The sequence below is a fragment of the Candidatus Pelagibacter bacterium nBUS_27 genome (assembly GCF_051200985.1).
GTDB lineage: Bacteria > Pseudomonadota > Alphaproteobacteria > Pelagibacterales > Pelagibacteraceae > Pelagibacter.
Genome location: NZ_CP172845.1, coordinates 1247099 through 1261989 on the forward strand (window position 1 = coordinate 1247099; position 14891 = coordinate 1261989).

General features: G+C 29.5%; 16 protein-coding genes. 9 read left to right on the plus strand and 7 right to left on the minus strand.

Features of this window, described 5'->3' with window-relative positions:
- Window positions 1-8: 8 nt before the first annotated feature.
- The 4 genes from ACIJYG_RS06725 to hemC are packed head-to-tail and all read right to left on the minus strand — an operon-like array spanning window position 9 to window position 3001.
- Window positions 9-299 carry a YggT family protein gene (locus tag ACIJYG_RS06725; protein WP_435096628.1) on the minus strand — a complete coding sequence of 97 codons (291 nt, stop codon included), beginning with the start codon at window positions 297-299 and terminating at the stop codon, window positions 9-11.
- The gene (locus tag ACIJYG_RS06730) at window positions 296-1381 is read right to left on the minus strand and encodes a mechanosensitive ion channel family protein (protein WP_435096631.1); all 1086 of its coding nucleotides are present in this window, start codon (window positions 1379-1381) and stop codon (window positions 296-298) included. The genes ACIJYG_RS06725 and ACIJYG_RS06730 overlap by 4 nt, the downstream gene beginning before the upstream one ends.
- A gap of 2 nt (window positions 1382-1383) precedes the next feature.
- The gene (locus ACIJYG_RS06735; protein ID WP_435096634.1) at window positions 1384-2082 is read right to left on the minus strand and encodes a uroporphyrinogen-III synthase; all 699 of its coding nucleotides are present in this window, start codon (window positions 2080-2082) and stop codon (window positions 1384-1386) included.
- 1 nt (window position 2083) lies between these two features.
- Window positions 2084-3001, minus strand: coding sequence for a hydroxymethylbilane synthase (hemC, locus tag ACIJYG_RS06740; protein WP_435096637.1), 918 nt, complete (start codon window positions 2999-3001; stop codon window positions 2084-2086).
- A 54-nt stretch (window positions 3002-3055) separates the two neighbouring features.
- On the opposite strand from hemC, the gene tsaD reads away from it, so the two are divergent.
- From tsaD to acs, 3 genes are read left to right on the plus strand one after another with little or no spacing between them, the layout of a single operon-like run.
- Complete coding sequence (gene tsaD / locus ACIJYG_RS06745; RefSeq protein ID WP_435096640.1) at window positions 3056-4129, plus strand: tRNA (adenosine(37)-N6)-threonylcarbamoyltransferase complex transferase subunit TsaD; 1074 nt, start codon at window positions 3056-3058, stop codon at window positions 4127-4129.
- Window positions 4129-4542: an EVE domain-containing protein gene (locus ACIJYG_RS06750; RefSeq protein WP_435096643.1), complete on the plus strand. Its 414-nt coding sequence runs from the start codon at window positions 4129-4131 to the stop codon at window positions 4540-4542. The genes tsaD and ACIJYG_RS06750 overlap by 1 nt, the downstream gene beginning before the upstream one ends.
- A 15-nt stretch (window positions 4543-4557) precedes the next feature.
- On the plus strand, window positions 4558-6606 hold the full coding sequence (gene acs / locus ACIJYG_RS06755; RefSeq protein WP_435096646.1) for an acetate--CoA ligase: 2049 nt from the start codon (window positions 4558-4560) through the stop codon (window positions 6604-6606).
- Here acs and ACIJYG_RS06760 read toward each other — a convergent pair.
- A complete protein-coding gene (locus ACIJYG_RS06760) occupies window positions 6603-7040 on the minus strand; it encodes an esterase (protein ID WP_435096649.1) in 438 nt (145 codons plus the stop codon). The two genes, acs and ACIJYG_RS06760, sit on opposite strands and share 4 nt — an antisense overlap.
- Window positions 7041-7357: 317 nt before the next feature.
- Here ACIJYG_RS06760 and ACIJYG_RS06765 point away from each other — a divergent pair, with 317 nt between their 5' ends.
- From ACIJYG_RS06765 to purH, 6 genes are all read left to right on the plus strand, one after another.
- Entirely contained in the window at window positions 7358-7618 is a 261-nt protein-coding gene (locus ACIJYG_RS06765; protein ID WP_435088309.1) for a DUF4212 domain-containing protein, read from the plus strand.
- Window positions 7618-9426 carry a sodium:solute symporter family protein gene (locus ACIJYG_RS06770; protein ID WP_435096652.1) on the plus strand — a complete coding sequence of 603 codons (1809 nt, stop codon included), beginning with the start codon at window positions 7618-7620 and terminating at the stop codon, window positions 9424-9426. Before ACIJYG_RS06765 ends, ACIJYG_RS06770 begins: the two co-directional genes overlap by 1 nt.
- A gap of 76 nt (window positions 9427-9502) precedes the next feature.
- Entirely contained in the window at window positions 9503-9859 is a 357-nt protein-coding gene (locus ACIJYG_RS06775; RefSeq protein ID WP_435088313.1) for a hypothetical protein, read from the plus strand.
- Between the two features lie 28 nt (window positions 9860-9887).
- On the plus strand, window positions 9888-10547 hold the full coding sequence (gene rpe, locus ACIJYG_RS06780) for a ribulose-phosphate 3-epimerase (RefSeq protein ID WP_435096655.1): 660 nt from the start codon (window positions 9888-9890) through the stop codon (window positions 10545-10547).
- Window positions 10548-10551: 4 nt separating this feature from the next.
- Window positions 10552-12180 carry a heparinase II/III domain-containing protein gene (locus ACIJYG_RS06785; RefSeq protein WP_435096658.1) on the plus strand — a complete coding sequence of 543 codons (1629 nt, stop codon included), beginning with the start codon at window positions 10552-10554 and terminating at the stop codon, window positions 12178-12180.
- Window positions 12180-13715 carry a bifunctional phosphoribosylaminoimidazolecarboxamide formyltransferase/IMP cyclohydrolase gene (gene purH / locus ACIJYG_RS06790; protein ID WP_435096661.1) on the plus strand — a complete coding sequence of 512 codons (1536 nt, stop codon included), beginning with the start codon at window positions 12180-12182 and terminating at the stop codon, window positions 13713-13715. Before ACIJYG_RS06785 ends, purH begins: the two co-directional genes overlap by 1 nt.
- Here the strand turns inward: purH and ACIJYG_RS06795 are convergent.
- Entirely contained in the window at window positions 13705-14052 is a 348-nt protein-coding gene (locus ACIJYG_RS06795; RefSeq protein WP_435096664.1) for a 4a-hydroxytetrahydrobiopterin dehydratase, read from the minus strand. The genes purH and ACIJYG_RS06795 overlap by 11 nt on opposite strands.
- Window positions 14045-14890 carry a sulfotransferase domain-containing protein gene (locus ACIJYG_RS06800; protein ID WP_435096667.1) on the minus strand — a complete coding sequence of 282 codons (846 nt, stop codon included), beginning with the start codon at window positions 14888-14890 and terminating at the stop codon, window positions 14045-14047. The genes ACIJYG_RS06795 and ACIJYG_RS06800 overlap by 8 nt, the downstream gene beginning before the upstream one ends.
- Window position 14891 lies beyond the last annotated feature (1 nt).

The following is a 14891-nucleotide window of genomic DNA, read 5'->3' on the forward strand; positions in this document are numbered from 1 at the left end:
TTTCTTCCTTAAAAAATCATTGGTGCGATGTAAAGCTTCATACACATTTCAATAAACCAAATCAATAAAAGAAGAATTATTGGTGATATATCTAATGAGCCTAAATTAGGCAAAAAACGTCTAATTCTATATAAAACCGGATCCGTTAAACGATAAGTTAGTTCTAAAACAGAGTAAACAAATCTGTTTTGGGTGTTTAAAATATTAAATGATATTAGCCAACTAATGACAACGTTTGCAATAACAACATAAGAATAAAGTTTCAAAATTTGAAGTGCTAAATAAAAGATGGCTATCATTTTTTTTCAATATAAATCGACTGACTTGGAAAAGCAAAAGAAGCTCCATTTTTTTCAACAATCTGTTTAATTTCAATAGCCAGCCTCTCTTTAACTTCTAATGAATTACTCCAACTATTAGAATTAGTAAAACATCTTACCAATATATCTATTGAACTATCAGAAAATTTTTCAATTCTTACTGCCACTCCCGCTGATTGATTATAATCATCACTTGAATTTATATAACTTTCAATTTCTTCTCTTACTTTTTTTAATTGCTCTATAGTTGAGTCATATTGAAGGGTAATAATCCATCTAATCCGCCAGTTAGAAGTTTCACTTACATTGACAACTGCATTTTCAGCAAATTGAAAATTTGGAATTATAGCAAGGGACTTATCAAATTTTCTTATTGAAGTTGATCTAAATCCAATATTTTCAACTGTACCTTCAATAATTCCTTCAACAGCAATCCAATCTCCAATTTTAAATCTTTTTTCCACTAAAACTAAAATACCTGAGATTAAATTTTTGAATAAATCTTGTGCACCTAATGCAACGGCCACACCAAACAAACCAAGTCCTGCAATAATTGGCCCTATCTTTATTCCCCATAATTCTAAAACTGCCGCAAGCCCTAAAATAAAAATTAAAATTTTAAGTGACTTTATGATCCATCCAATTAACTCTCTGGTTAAAAGTTTATCTAGTCCACTTAAAATATAAGAAATTGGCTCAATAATTTGATGGATGACCCAAAAAATCAATATTGTAATTAATGTTCTATTTATAGTGTCAACAATTTCACGGCCATCACTTGAAAAAGTCATGTAATAACTTGCAATAAAAAAACCAAGAACAATCGGTAGAAATCTAGCAGGACCTTCTAAAGAATGAACAAATGTATCATCTAATTTATTGCTAGTTCTTTTAGAAATTATTTCTAACTTTTTAATAATAAGTTTGCTTATTAAACCTCTAAAAATTAAGAAAATAAAAAAAATCCCAATACCAATTAATATTTGAAAAATATCAACACCTAGAATTCCTTTTTTCCAAACTGACAAAAATATATCAGAAAAATTATTTATTATTTCCATAGCTAAATTTTATATAACAAAAACTCTTCATCTCCAGGATTAAAAAGAAATATCTTCTTCCACTTAATTTCATTCAGTATTGACGAGGTTTTTTCACCAATGCACATTAAATTTGTATTCATCCAAAGACTTTCGGATTGATGCATCTTAATAAAATTTATCAAACTTAAGGCACTATTTTGAGAGTAAACATAAACCATGTCAGGTATTTTAAGCTTTAATTCGTTTACAAATTCATCATCAAAATTTTGATTATGAGTAGTCCGATAATTAACTACTCTTTTAATATTATATCCTTCTTTTAAAAGTTGTTGGTCAAGATCAACTGAAACTATTTCACCACTTATATAAATTAAATTTCCATCTTTCTGATTGAAATTTTGTAAAACTAATTCTTTTAAATTTTCAACATTTCCCTCAGCAGCAATCACATTTTGAAAACCAACACTTCTAGCTTTTTTTTCAGTAGCATTTCCTACACAGAAACATAAAAGATTTTTGTCAATATTTTTTAGATCTAAAAAACTTACAGCATTTGCGCTTGTAAAAATAATCCCCTTAAAATCTGAAAAATTTATCTGATCATAATCAACCTTATCTATTCTTAATAAAGGAAGGTGAGAAACTTGATGTCCTAATGATTTAAATTTTATAATCATGTCAGAACAATCTTCTAGTGGTCTAGTAAGTAAAATATGCATATTATCTTTTGTAAGAATTGTTTGATTTAGTTTTTAAAATCTGCCCCACTTCTTTACCAAGTAATTTTGCATTTTCAATTTTTGAAGATTTTTTTTCATAAAATCTTTGACTACCATCTAGAGAAAAGAGCTCAGCTTCTAAAAGAATTTCATCACCTTCAATAATGGCATGAGCTGCAACGGCTGTTTCACAATCACCTTCTAAAACTTTGAGAACATTTCTTTCAGCATTGGCTCTTTGGGATGTTTCTTGGTCATTAATTTTATCTAAAACTGAAATAACCTCATCATCATTATTTCGGCATTGAAGTGAGATAATTCCTTGTCCTGCACTTGGAATTATTTCCTTTGTTGAAAATACTTCTGTAATCTTATCTTCTATTGATAAAGATTTAATTCCTGCATATGACAATATTATTGCATCATACAAACCATCATTAAGTTTTTTAATTCTTGTATCAACATTTCCTCTTATAAGTTTATAATTAAGATCAGATCTAATATTTTTGATTTGAAATTCTCTTCGATAGGATGATGTTCCAATTATAGCTTCAGCTTTTAATTCTTTAAGTTTTTTTTTATCTTTAGTTATTAATATTTCCCTTGGATCGTTTCTTTCTAAAAATGTATCAGTTCTTAAACCATCAGTTTCAACAGCTGGCATATCCTTTAATGCATGAACTGCTATATCAATTTTTTTATCTTGAAGTTCTTTTTCTATATTTGTTGAAAATAAACCTTTTCCACCTACTTCTGATAATCTAATATTTTGAACCTGATCTCCTTTTGTTGTTATTTCTTTAATTACGATATCTTCATCATTTAAATTTGTAGTTTGAACAATCTTATCTTTGGCGTTTTGAGCATAAACTAACGCTAACTTGCTTCCTCTCGATCCAATGACAATTTTCTTATTCATAAAAATATATTTCTTACTTGTATTGAGATTGTACAATTAATAAAAACTATTTGAATGAGTAAAAAACCCTTAATTCTAGGAATTGAATCTAGCTGTGATGAAACAGCAGCGTCAATAATTACTGAAAATGAACAAGGAATACCAGTAGTTTTATCCAATATTGTTTCTAGCCAGGTTGATGTCCACAAAGAATTTGGAGGTGTTGTTCCTGAATTAGCAGCAAGATCACATATAGAAAAAATTGATTGGATTGTTCAAAAAGCAATAGATGACAGTGGTAGAAAAATTGAAGAGATAGATGCTGTTGCTTCCACGGCTGGTCCAGGCTTGATAGTATGCTTGTCTGTTGGTTTAAGTTTTGGAAAAGCGTTCGCCTCTGCCTTGGATAAACCATTCATTGCTATTAATCATTTGGAAGGCCATGCTCTAAGCCCAAAACTAAATTCAAACCTAGATTATCCATATTTGCTTTTATTAATTTCTGGAGGACATTCACAATTTTTAAATGTTCAGGGCTTAGGTAAATATAAGAGATTGGGAACAACTATTGATGATGCTTTGGGAGAGGCGTTTGATAAAACTGCAAAACTTTTAGGAATTGAATTTCCTGGCGGACCACAAATAGAAATTTTAGCAAAAAAAGGTGATCCAAATAAATATGATCTGCCTAAGCCAATTTTTAATAAGGGGGGATGCAACTTATCTTTCGCAGGTTTAAAAACAGCAATTTTGAGAATAACAAAAAATATTAAAACAGATCAGGAAAAATTTGATCTTGCAGCTTCTTTTCAAAAAACAGTGGAACAGATTTTATATAAAAAAACTAAGATTGCATTTACAGAATTTGAAAAACAAAATAATTTAAAAGAAAAAATATTTGTAGTTGCTGGGGGAGTAGCAGCTAATAAAAGAATTAGATCAATGTTAATTAATTTATGTAATGAAGAAAATTATCAAAATATTTTTCCACCAATTGAATTTTGTGGAGATAATGCTGCTATGATCGCTATGGTTGGTTTAGAAAAATTTAAATTAAAACAATTTAACAATCTAGATCATCCAGCAAAACCAAGATGGCCTTTAGATGAAAATGCTGCCTTTCTTAAAGGAGCAGGAGTACAATTATAATGAAATATTGGTTAATGAAATCTGAGCCTGATGTTTGGTCTATTGATCAACAAAAAAAAACAGGCTCTAAAGGAGCTCCCTGGGATGGTGTAAGAAATTATCAAGCAGCAAAAAATTTAAAAAGTATGAAAAAAGGTGACCTTTGTTTTTTTTATCACTCAAATATTGGAAAAGAAATTGTTGGAATTGTAGAAGTAATAAAAGAAGCTTACTTAGATAAAACTGATAAATCAGGACGTTTTGTAGCTGTTACAGTAAAATTTAGGAATAAATTACCATCGCCCATAACTCTTGAAACTATCAAAAAGTCCAAGGAATTAAGCCATTTAGCTCTTATTAAGCAAAGCAGACTATCAGTAATGCCAATAGATTCTAAAAGCTGGAAAATATTAAATAACATGAGTAAAATTTAATTATAAAATAATTTCATGCCTTTGAAAAAAAAGAAAAAAACTAAAGTTAAAAAGAAAGTTACTAAAAAAGTAACAAAAAAAACTAAAGTTAAAAGAAAAATTGTTAGCAAAGTTGCTAAAGAAGATTCAAAAGAACTTGTAATTAAAACTAAACCTCAGTGGGTTAAAAACAGTCTAGCTACAAAAAGTAAATATCAAGAGAAATACTCTAAATCTATTAAAAATAACGATGAGTTTTGGAGAGAAGAAGGAAAAAGAATTACTTGGATAAAACCATACAAAAAAATTAAAGATGTAAAATACAGTACTAAAGAAGTTAAGATCAAATGGTTTCAAGATGGTACCTTAAATGCTTCAGCAAATTGCATTGATAGACATTTAAAAGATAAAAAAGACAAAACTGCAATAATTTGGGTTGGAGATAATCCAAAAGATAACCAAAAAATATCTTACAAACAGCTTCACGAAAAAGTTTCAAAAGCAGCTAATGGTTTAAAAAAATTAGGAATTAAAAAAGGAGACAGAGTTACTATTTATTTAACCATGATCCCTGAACTTGCTATTTTAATGCTTGCTTGTGTTCGAATTGGTGCAGTTCACTCAATTATTTTTGGTGGATTTTCAGCAGACTCTATTTCTGGAAGAGTTAATGATTGTGAGTCTGAATATATAATCACAGCTGATGAAGGTGTTAGAGGAGGAAAAACTATTCCTCTTAAATATACTACTGATGAAGCATTAGAGAGTTGTCCTAATATTAAAAAATGCATCGTTGTTCAACGAACAGGAAATTATATCAATTGGGATAAAGAAAGAGATGTTTGGTATCATGATTTAATTAAAGATGTTTCAAAACACTGTGAACCTGAAGAAATGAATGCTGAAGATCCTTTGTTTATTTTATACACCTCAGGTTCAACCGGTAAGCCCAAGGGAGTATTGCATACAACAGGTGGTTATATGGTGTATGCTTCTATGACTCATCAATACATTTTTAATTATAAACCAAAAGATATTTACTGGTGCACTGCTGATATTGGTTGGGTTACAGGTCATAGCTATATAATTTATGGACCTTTAGCAAATGGGGCAACAACAATAATGTTTGAAGGTATTCCAAACTATCCAACCACCTCAAGATGGTGGCAGATTATCGACAAATACAAAGTAAATACTTTTTATACAGCTCCCACAGCAATTAGAGCTTTGATGCGTGAAGGAGATAGGCCTGTTAAAAAAACTTCAAGAAAATCATTAAAATTATTAGGTACAGTTGGTGAACCAATTAATCCAGAAGCTTGGATGTGGTATTATAAAACTATTGGAAATTCTAAGTGCCCAATTGTTGATACATGGTGGCAAACTGAAACAGGTGGAATAATGATTGCTCCTCAAACTGGAGCAATTGACTTGAAGCCTGGCTCAGCCACTAAACCATTTTATGGAATTGAACCTGTACTTGTTGATAAAAAAGGTAAGGAAATAAAAGGTCAAGGAGAAGGTAGATTGTGCATTGCTAAATCATGGCCTGGACAAATGAGAACTGTCTATGGAGATCACCAAAGATTTATTGATACTTATTTTTCACAGTTTGACGGTAAATATTTTACTGGGGATGGATGTAGAAGAGACAAAGATGGATACTATTGGATTACAGGTCGAGTAGATGATGTAATTATTGTATCCGGACACAATCTTGGGACTGCCGAAATAGAAAGTGCATTTGTTGCTCATCCAAAAGTTGCTGAAGCAGCTGTAGTTGGATATCCGCATGACATAAAAGGTAATGGACTTTATTGTTACGTAACTTTAAATGTAGGCGAGAGAGAAAATGGTGACCTTGAGAGAGAGTTGAAACTTTGGGTCAGAAAACAAATTGGGCCCTTGGCTACACCGGATTTAATACATTTCACACCTGGTCTTCCAAAAACTAGATCAGGAAAAATTATGAGAAGAATTTTGAGAAAAATCGCAGCTAATGAACATGATCAATTAGGTGACACAACTACTTTGGCTGATCCAAGTGTTGTTAATAGTTTAGTTGATAATAGAAAAAATATTTAAAATTGAATTAAATCCTTAAATTCTTTTTTTATAATATCCCATTTTAAAATCATAGAGTTTAAAACAATTTTTCGATCTAAAGTTTTTAATTCTTCTGCAATTGGAGCCCATTTATATAATGATAAAGCACTAGGATTAAATGGAAGATCTTTATAATAAATTTCCCAGTCTAAATTTTCAAATCTTTCGTTAAAACTTTTTTTTGCTTCTTCAATTATGTCAGATGGCATCTTGTTTGAAGTTTCATCATCTAAAATTTTAGAAAAAATTTCTTTAGCCTGATCAATATTTTGATAGTTAAAGTTTACTTTTAAATATGAGAAAGTAAAAAAAGTTAAGTCTTGCAAAGCAATAGAATAAATATTCCACTTAGCTTGATTTACAGAGGACATAAAAACATCATTATCAAAATGAAGAACATACTTTGTCCCCATTCTTGTTTTTAAATAGCTATACAGAGTAACCTGAGTGACCCAAGCTGACTTCGTTTGAATGAAGTGTTCTAGATCATCTAAATCTTTGATTTTTTTTTTGGAATAAATGCTTTAAACAATGCAAACAAATAAATTTTAAAATCTTTAAATGATAAATCTTTCCAAGAAAGTTTATATTTTTGCATATAATTGTTGTTTTTACACACTATAGCTTAAAAAGTAACTAATAGACTGCCTATTATGGTCAATTTTGATCTTTTAAAAACTCTTATAATGGTTATGGTTTTAATTAGTTATAACTAAAAAGAGAGGTATAAATGTCAAACGCACAAAAACACTGGGAAAAAACCAGATCATTGTTATTCGTAACATTGGCAATCTGGTTTGTTTTCTCAATTGGCATCTTCCTTTTCGCAGCTGAAATGAATGAGGTTACTGGACCTTTCGGATATCCATGGACATATTGGTTTACATGTCAAGGATCTCTTGGAATTTTCGTAATCTTGGTTTTCTGGTTTGCTAATAGGCAAGAGAAAATCGATGAAGAGTTCGGCTTCAACGAAAGAGGAGATAATTAATGATTAAAGGTAAATTTATAGACAATTTGCCAAAAGTTTACGGAATCTATACTGGAGGATTTATAGGTTTCATAATCTTAATGGCAATTGGTGAGCAGATGGGTATGACTGCAAAGGCAATAGGTATTGGCTTTGTAGCATTTACTATATTCATCTATGCTTTAATTGGTTATCTATCAAGAACAGCTCAAGCAGAAGCGTATTACGTAGCCGGAAGGCAAGTTCCAACTGTATTCAACGGTATGGCGACAGCAGCAGACTGGATGTCTGGTGCTTCATTCGTTGCAATGGCAGGTGGTATTTACTTTAAAGGTTATGGGTATATGGCTTTACTTGTAGGTTGGACAGGTGGATATGTATTAGTTGCATCTTTGTTAGCACCATACTTAAGAAAATTTGGCTGTTACACAGTTCCAGATTTCATAGGTACAAGATACGGTGGTAATTTAGCAAGATTGCTTGCAGTAATAGTTTTAACTGTTGCTTCATTCACTTATGTGACTGCACAAATTAACGCTACGGGTACTATTGCGTCTGTTGCTTTAGATATCGACTTTAAATACGCTGTATATATTGGACTTATAAGTATTTTACTTTGTTCAATGTTAGGGGGTATGAGAGCGGTAACTTGGACACAGGTTGCACAATATATCGTACTAATTATAGCTTACATGCTTCCAATTTTTTGGATCAGTAACAAAATGGGTGCAGGTTTCTTCCCTCACTTTATGTTAGCTGATGAAGTAGCTAGAATTGGTGAGTTAGAATCACAGTTTGGTTTTGTTAAAAACTCTGCTGCTGATCTAGCAACGGTACCTAAAGGGTTGGCTGGAATAACTAAAGCTCACTCTGCTGTAAATGCAACGCCTTGGGCATTTATTTCGTTAGCATTAGCGATGATGATGGGAACAGCTTCATTACCGCACGTGATGATGAGATACTTTACTACTCCAAGCGTAAAAGCAGCTAGAAAATCAGTTGGTTGGTCTTTATTCTTTATCTTCCTTCTGTATTCTTCTGCACCAATGTTAGCAACACTATCTAAACTATCGTTGATTGATCCGACTTTACCAACAGGTATTATCGGTAAATCATTTGCTGAAGTTCAATCAATAGATTGGTTTCAAAACTGGAACCAGGCAAACTTGATGTTCATCAGTGACTTTAACGGCAATGGAACTCTTGAATTAAATGAGTTTTTCATGGGCGGTAAAGCGGTTGTATTAGCAACTCCAGAAATAGCTGGATTACCTTATGTAATCTCAGGTCTGGTTGCTGCTGGAGGTATGGCTGCTGCCATGTCAACTGCGGATGGTTTAATTCTAGCAATTGCAAATGCAATCTCTCATGATGTTTATTACAAAATGATAGATCCAAAAGCGGAGACTGCAAAAAGACTACTTGTTGCAAGGGTATTACTTGTAGTGATTGGTTTTGCTGGAGCAACTATTGCTGCAATGGAAATCCAAGGTATCTTAGGTTCAGTTATCTGGGCTTTTGACTTTGCGATGTCTGGTTTGTTCTTCCCACTTGTACTTGGTGTATGGTGGAAGAGAGCTAACAGAGAAGGTGCTATTGCTGGTATGGCTTTAGGTCTTGCATCATCAATTTGGTACCTGGTTTGGGTACGAACTGGTGGAAGCGGATTCTTAGGTATTACTCAGTTAACGTTTGGTATCTTCGGAGCAGCTGTTAGTTTAGTTGCTATGGTTGTAGTGAGTTTAATGACTCAAGAGCCAGATAAAGCAACTCAAAAAATGGTTGACGAAGTCCGTGTACCAAGCGGTAGAACCGTTACTGGTAAATAGAGCTAATAAATCTTAATTATGGGGGCGATTAATTTCGCCCCTTTTAATTTAATCTTTTTTCCAATATAAATTTTAAATGTCAGCTAATTTTCATCCTATAGTTTATTTTATTGACTACCTACTTGGTGTTATTATGTGGACTTTAATAGGAAGGGTTGCGATGAATATTTTCCAAAAAGAAGACTCTGAGTTTTTTTTCATGAAAATATTTGTCAAATATACTAATCCACTAATAAAGATTTTTAAGCCTTTAACACCATCTTTCATTATAGCCCCTCTAGTTCCTTTATATGTTGCTTGGTTCTTCTATATGATTAGATTTTACTTTATGCCCTGGGTCTTAGGCTATTCTGTAATGGGCATGTTATCATTTCCGCTGGAAAGTGAAATTTCTACACAAATTTACCAATTATTTAATTCAATTAAATTTTAAAAATTGATACTAGTAGATCTGGCAATCAATGAAAAAAATACAAATATCACCATCAATATTATCTGCTGATTTTAGTCAATTAGGTAATGAAATTAAGAGGCTTGAAGAAGGTGGGGCAGATATGATTCATGTAGATGTTATGGATGGTCATTTTGTTCCAAATCTTACTATTGGACCGCCAGTTATTAAAGCATTGAGAAAACAGTGTTCAGTTAAATTTGATGTTCATTTAATGATATCTCCTGTTCATAAGTATATTGAAGCCTATTCGGATGCTGGTGCTGATATTATTACAATCCATCCTGAAGCAACTGACAATTTAGAGGAATCTATTTTAAAGATTAAAAGTTTAAACAAAAAAGTTGGGGTTTCACTTAATCCTGAAACTAAAATTGATTTAATTGTCAATTACCTTGAAAAAATAGATTTAGTTTTAATAATGAGTGTACATCCAGGATTTGGAGGTCAAAAGTTTATACCTGAAGTTTTAGATAAAATTGAACAACTTAAAAAAATTCAATCTAAAAAAAATATCGACTTTGATATTGAAATCGATGGAGGGATTAATTTTGATAATTGTCAATCAGCAATTAAAGCTGGTGCCAATATACTTGTTTCTGGAACAACTATATTTAAAAGTAATAATGGAGATATAAAAAAAAATATTGATTTATTAAAATCAAAATAAGTTAATGATCACAAAAAATTTTGCAGTTAATTTAAGTCAATATTATTTAAATCTAAAATTAAGTTTTAAACAATTTTATCAAAACTCTAATTTTTACGATAAAAAAATATCTAAAACTAAAGATATTACCTTTGACTATAAACCTAGTCCCTACTTGCTATCTTCAATAGTAAAATATCAAAAAAAAAAATATAAAATTGAAGATTTTGCCCTAGAAACTATTTGGCAAAACAACTTGAATAATGAAGAATTCAAAAAATTAAACAATTTTTTTTGGTTTTTTAGTTTAGATCTAAAATCGTCAAAAAAGACCACTCAAGCAGTTATCAATAATTGGATAAACAAGAATAATCACTATAATAATAAAGGTTGGGATTTTGATATCACCTCTAAAAGAATAATTTCCTGGTTATCAAATCATCAATTGACTTATGAAGGTTGTGAAGAAGAATTTAAAAAAAAATTTAATCAAAGTATTCAAAAACAAGCAAATCATCTTTTAAATGAAATAAAAAATTTATCAGAAGTTGAAAATAAAATTATTGGGTGTGCTGCAATTATTTTAACAGGACTGGTTTATAAAAATGATAATAAATATCTTACTACTGGGTTAAATTTTTTAAAAAAGATAATTAAATCATCAATTAATAATCAAGGTTTTCCAAAATCAAGAGATATAAAACAACTAGTCTTATACTTAAAATATTTTATTATAATTAGAGAATGGTTCAAAGAGTCTCAAAATACAATTCCCGAATATATAGATGAAACAATATATTATCTTGGTCAAAGTTATGCTTTTATTTGGCAAAATATTAATCAAGATCTATTATTTAACGGCAATTACAATTCTAATAATGATGAGTTTGATCAATATCTAAAAAGATTTGGATATGTATTTAAAAATGAAAATAAAGAACTTGCAGGTTATGCTGTTCTTAAAAATAAGAAAGTTATATTATCTATGGATATAGGAAATAGCCCAAGTGAAAATTTTTCAAGATTTTATCAATCTGGAGCTCTTTCATTCGAAGTTATATCAAGTGGAAAAAAACTAATAACTAATTCAGGTTACTTTGCTAATAAGCAAAGCAGGTTAAATAAACTTTCAAAAAGTACAGCTTTACAAAGTACTTTATCAGTTGAAGATCATTCTTCTTGTGATTATAAAAAATTAGATAAATCTAACCAAATTGTTAAAAAAGGCATTCATATAATAAAAAAAAACGTAGTATTTGAAAAAAACTATTGGAAAATATCTGGCTCACATGATGGCTACCTAAGGAAATTTAAGACCATACATGAAAGAGAAATTGAATTTTATCCAGAACAAATGAAATTTATTGGTCTTGATAAATTACTAAGGAAAGATAATTCTAAACATATTAAGTTTGATATTAGGTTCCATTTAAACCCTGCAACAAAAGTGATGAAAACTCAGGATAATAAATCAATTCTGATAGAATTAGAGGATGAAGGTTGGAAATTTAATTGTGATAATTTTGATATAAATATTGATAATGGAATATATTTAGGTATTAAAAATTCATACAAAGAAAATCAAAACATTTGTATATCAGGGATATGTCAAGATGAAACTCAAACTATAAAATGGGAAATTACTAAGATATAATGAAAATAATAAAAACAGCTCTAATTTCTGTATCTGATAAAAAAAATCTAAAACCACTCCTAAATTCATTAAAAAAAAATAATATAAAAATTATTAGTTCAGGTGGTACCTTTAAAGAAATTAAAAAATTAAGATTTAAATGTTTAGAAGTTTCAGAATTTACAAATTCACCTGAAATTTTAGAAGGACGAGTAAAAACCCTCCATCCCAAAATTCATGCTGGAATTTTAAACAAAAGAAAAAATAAAACTCATCTTAAAGATTTAAAAAATAATAATTTTGAAAATATAGATTTAGTTATTGTAAACTTTTACCCATTTGAAGAAACCTTAAAAAAAACTAAAAATCATAAAAAAATAATTGAAAACATTGATGTGGGTGGGCCAACAATGGTCAGATCAGCAGCTAAAAATTATCGTGATGTAACTGTTATTACTGCATCAGATCAATATAAAGAGCTTATTGAAGAATTGAATAAAAATAAAGGCTCAACATCATTAGAGTTTAGAGAAAGATTATCTAGAATTGCTTTTACTGAAACTGCTTACTATGACTCAGTTATTTCTGATTATTTTAATAAAAAAAATGATGTAATTTTTCCAAAAAAAAAGGTTTTTCATTCAAATCTTGTTGAAACTCCACGTTATGGAGAAAATCCACATCAACAAAGTGCAATTTATTCAAAAAATAACTCTATGAAAATAAATCAAATTCATGGAAAACAATTAAGCTATAATAATTATAATGATATATTTTCAGCTTTAACTATTTCAAAGTCACTACCCAAAAACAAAGGGACTGTCATAGTAAAACATGCTAATCCATGTGGAGTTTCGATTAACAGCGATCATCTAATGAGCTATAAATTAGCACTAACATGTGATCCAATTAGTGCTTTTGGAGGAATAGTATCATGTAATTTTAAAATTAGTAAAAATCTAGCAATAGAATTACATAAATTATTTCTTGAAGTTATTATTGCAAATGGCTTTGACAAAGATGCACTAAAATTATTAAAAAAGAAAAAGAATTTAAGATTAATTGATGCAACGAATTATTCTTTTAAAGAAATATTAAGGTTTATATCTTCAAACGAAGAATTATTAGTACAAACAGAAGACCTAAAAAAGTTTAGCAATAAAGATTTTAAAGTTGTTTCAAAAAAAAAACCAAGTCCGAAACAAATGAAAAATCTAATTTTTGCATTTAATATTTGTCGATATGTAAAATCTAATGCAATAGTACTTGCTTCAAATGAGACAACTGCAGGAATTGGATCTGGTCAGCCAAGTCGTTTAGACAGCTGCCAAATTGCAATTGATAAAATGAAAAAGTTTATGAGCACAAATGATGATGTTGTGGCTGCATCTGATGCATTTTTCCCGTTTGTTGATGGAATTGAAAAATTAGTTCAATCAGGTGTTACTGCGGTCATACAACCTTCCGGATCTATCAGAGACAAAGAAATTATAACATTTGCAAACGAAACTGACACAATTCTAGTCTTTTCTAAAACTAGACATTTTAGACATTAATTAATTGGTCTATTTTTGCAGCTAAAATAAAATCATTTTTAGATAACCCTTCTATTGCATGAGTCGTAATTTTTATTTCTGCATAACCCCATCCAAATAATATATCTGGATGATGCCCTTCATTTTCTGAGATTTCTCCAACTTTATTGATAAAAATTTGACTTTCTAAAAAATTTTTAAATTCATATTTTTTGTAAAGGTGAAAGATTTTTTTTTCATTTTTTAAGATATCCCAACCATCAACTTTTTTTTGATATTTATGAATTTCAGAAATATCAAAAGGAATTACTCCACCCTCACAAGGAACACATTTTTTTTTTGTAAGATCTTCAGTCATTTAAATAATTTAGTTCCTCAAGGTTTTTTTTAAATTTTTCATTAACTTTATTTTTTATATCGACTGGTAATAATTTTTGCCAACGGTTACTAAATCCTAAATTAAAAAAATTTATTTTTTTTCCAATCTTACTTGAATATACACTTTCTTCAAATCCTTCGTTTAATTCTTTATTTTTTAGATTTGAGAAATTCGTAGATTTTATTGAATTTAAAAATTTTTTTTCATTCAATTTAGAATTTTTTTTTGTAATTTTTTCAACAAATAAAATTATTTTTTTAAAAGTATCTTCTTTATTTTTTTTAATGTCTTCATATTTTATAAAAAGTATTTGAAAATTTTTATTATTTTTCCATGATCTGTAATGATTCGACCATGAATTAAGATAAGTAAAATTGCTATAATCTTGATCAAAAGATTTTTCTAACAAAGAACAGTCATTATCCAACATATAATCTAGGGCTTTTTCATAATTTATAGAATAATGATGTGTTATTGAAGTAATTACATTTCTTGGATCTCTAACTATATATATAGCCCCTAACGTTTCATTTCTTGAGGTAAATTCATTTCCTTTAAAAGGTAATAAACAATTATGTGTTTTAACAAAATTTAATCTATTTTTATCAAAAAAATTATTTTGATTAAAGATCCATTGCCTGCTTGCCTCTTCTTTTGATGTGGGTTTTATTTTTGAAAACTTTATATTGGGAAATTGATGAATTTTAAGCAGTTGGTCAAAATCAAATTTACCATTATTTGAATAGTAGTAGCTTGCAAGAAAAGATCTTAAATAGGTATTTCCACTTTTTGGGTATGAAGCAATCCAAATTATCATA

Bases quoted from the DNA above. Each gene is read 5' to 3' on its own strand.
- ACIJYG_RS06725 (WP_435096628.1), bottom strand. From the start codon at position 299: ATGATAGCCATCTTTTATTTAGCACTTCAAATTTTGAAACTTTATTCT.
- ACIJYG_RS06730 (WP_435096631.1), bottom strand. From the start codon at position 1,381: ATGGAAATAATAAATAATTTTTCTGATATATTTTTGTCAGTTTGGAAA.
- ACIJYG_RS06735 (WP_435096634.1), bottom strand. From the start codon at position 2,082: ATGCATATTTTACTTACTAGACCACTAGAAGATTGTTCTGACATGATT.
- hemC (WP_435096637.1), bottom strand. From the start codon at position 3,001: ATGAATAAGAAAATTGTCATTGGATCGAGAGGAAGCAAGTTAGCGTTA.
- tsaD (WP_435096640.1), top strand. From the start codon at position 3,056: ATGAGTAAAAAACCCTTAATTCTAGGAATTGAATCTAGCTGTGATGAA.
- ACIJYG_RS06750 (WP_435096643.1), top strand. From the start codon at position 4,129: ATGAAATATTGGTTAATGAAATCTGAGCCTGATGTTTGGTCTATTGAT.
- acs (WP_435096646.1), top strand. From the start codon at position 4,558: ATGCCTTTGAAAAAAAAGAAAAAAACTAAAGTTAAAAAGAAAGTTACT.
- ACIJYG_RS06760 (WP_435096649.1), bottom strand. From the start codon at position 7,040: ATGGGGACAAAGTATGTTCTTCATTTTGATAATGATGTTTTTATGTCC.
- ACIJYG_RS06765 (WP_435088309.1), top strand. From the start codon at position 7,358: ATGTCAAACGCACAAAAACACTGGGAAAAAACCAGATCATTGTTATTC.
- ACIJYG_RS06770 (WP_435096652.1), top strand. From the start codon at position 7,618: ATGATTAAAGGTAAATTTATAGACAATTTGCCAAAAGTTTACGGAATC.
- ACIJYG_RS06775 (WP_435088313.1), top strand. From the start codon at position 9,503: ATGTCAGCTAATTTTCATCCTATAGTTTATTTTATTGACTACCTACTT.
- rpe (WP_435096655.1), top strand. From the start codon at position 9,888: ATGAAAAAAATACAAATATCACCATCAATATTATCTGCTGATTTTAGT.
- ACIJYG_RS06785 (WP_435096658.1), top strand. From the start codon at position 10,552: ATGATCACAAAAAATTTTGCAGTTAATTTAAGTCAATATTATTTAAAT.
- purH (WP_435096661.1), top strand. From the start codon at position 12,180: ATGAAAATAATAAAAACAGCTCTAATTTCTGTATCTGATAAAAAAAAT.
- ACIJYG_RS06795 (WP_435096664.1), bottom strand. From the start codon at position 14,052: ATGACTGAAGATCTTACAAAAAAAAAATGTGTTCCTTGTGAGGGTGGA.
- ACIJYG_RS06800 (WP_435096667.1), bottom strand. From the start codon at position 14,890: ATGATAATTTGGATTGCTTCATACCCAAAAAGTGGAAATACCTATTTA.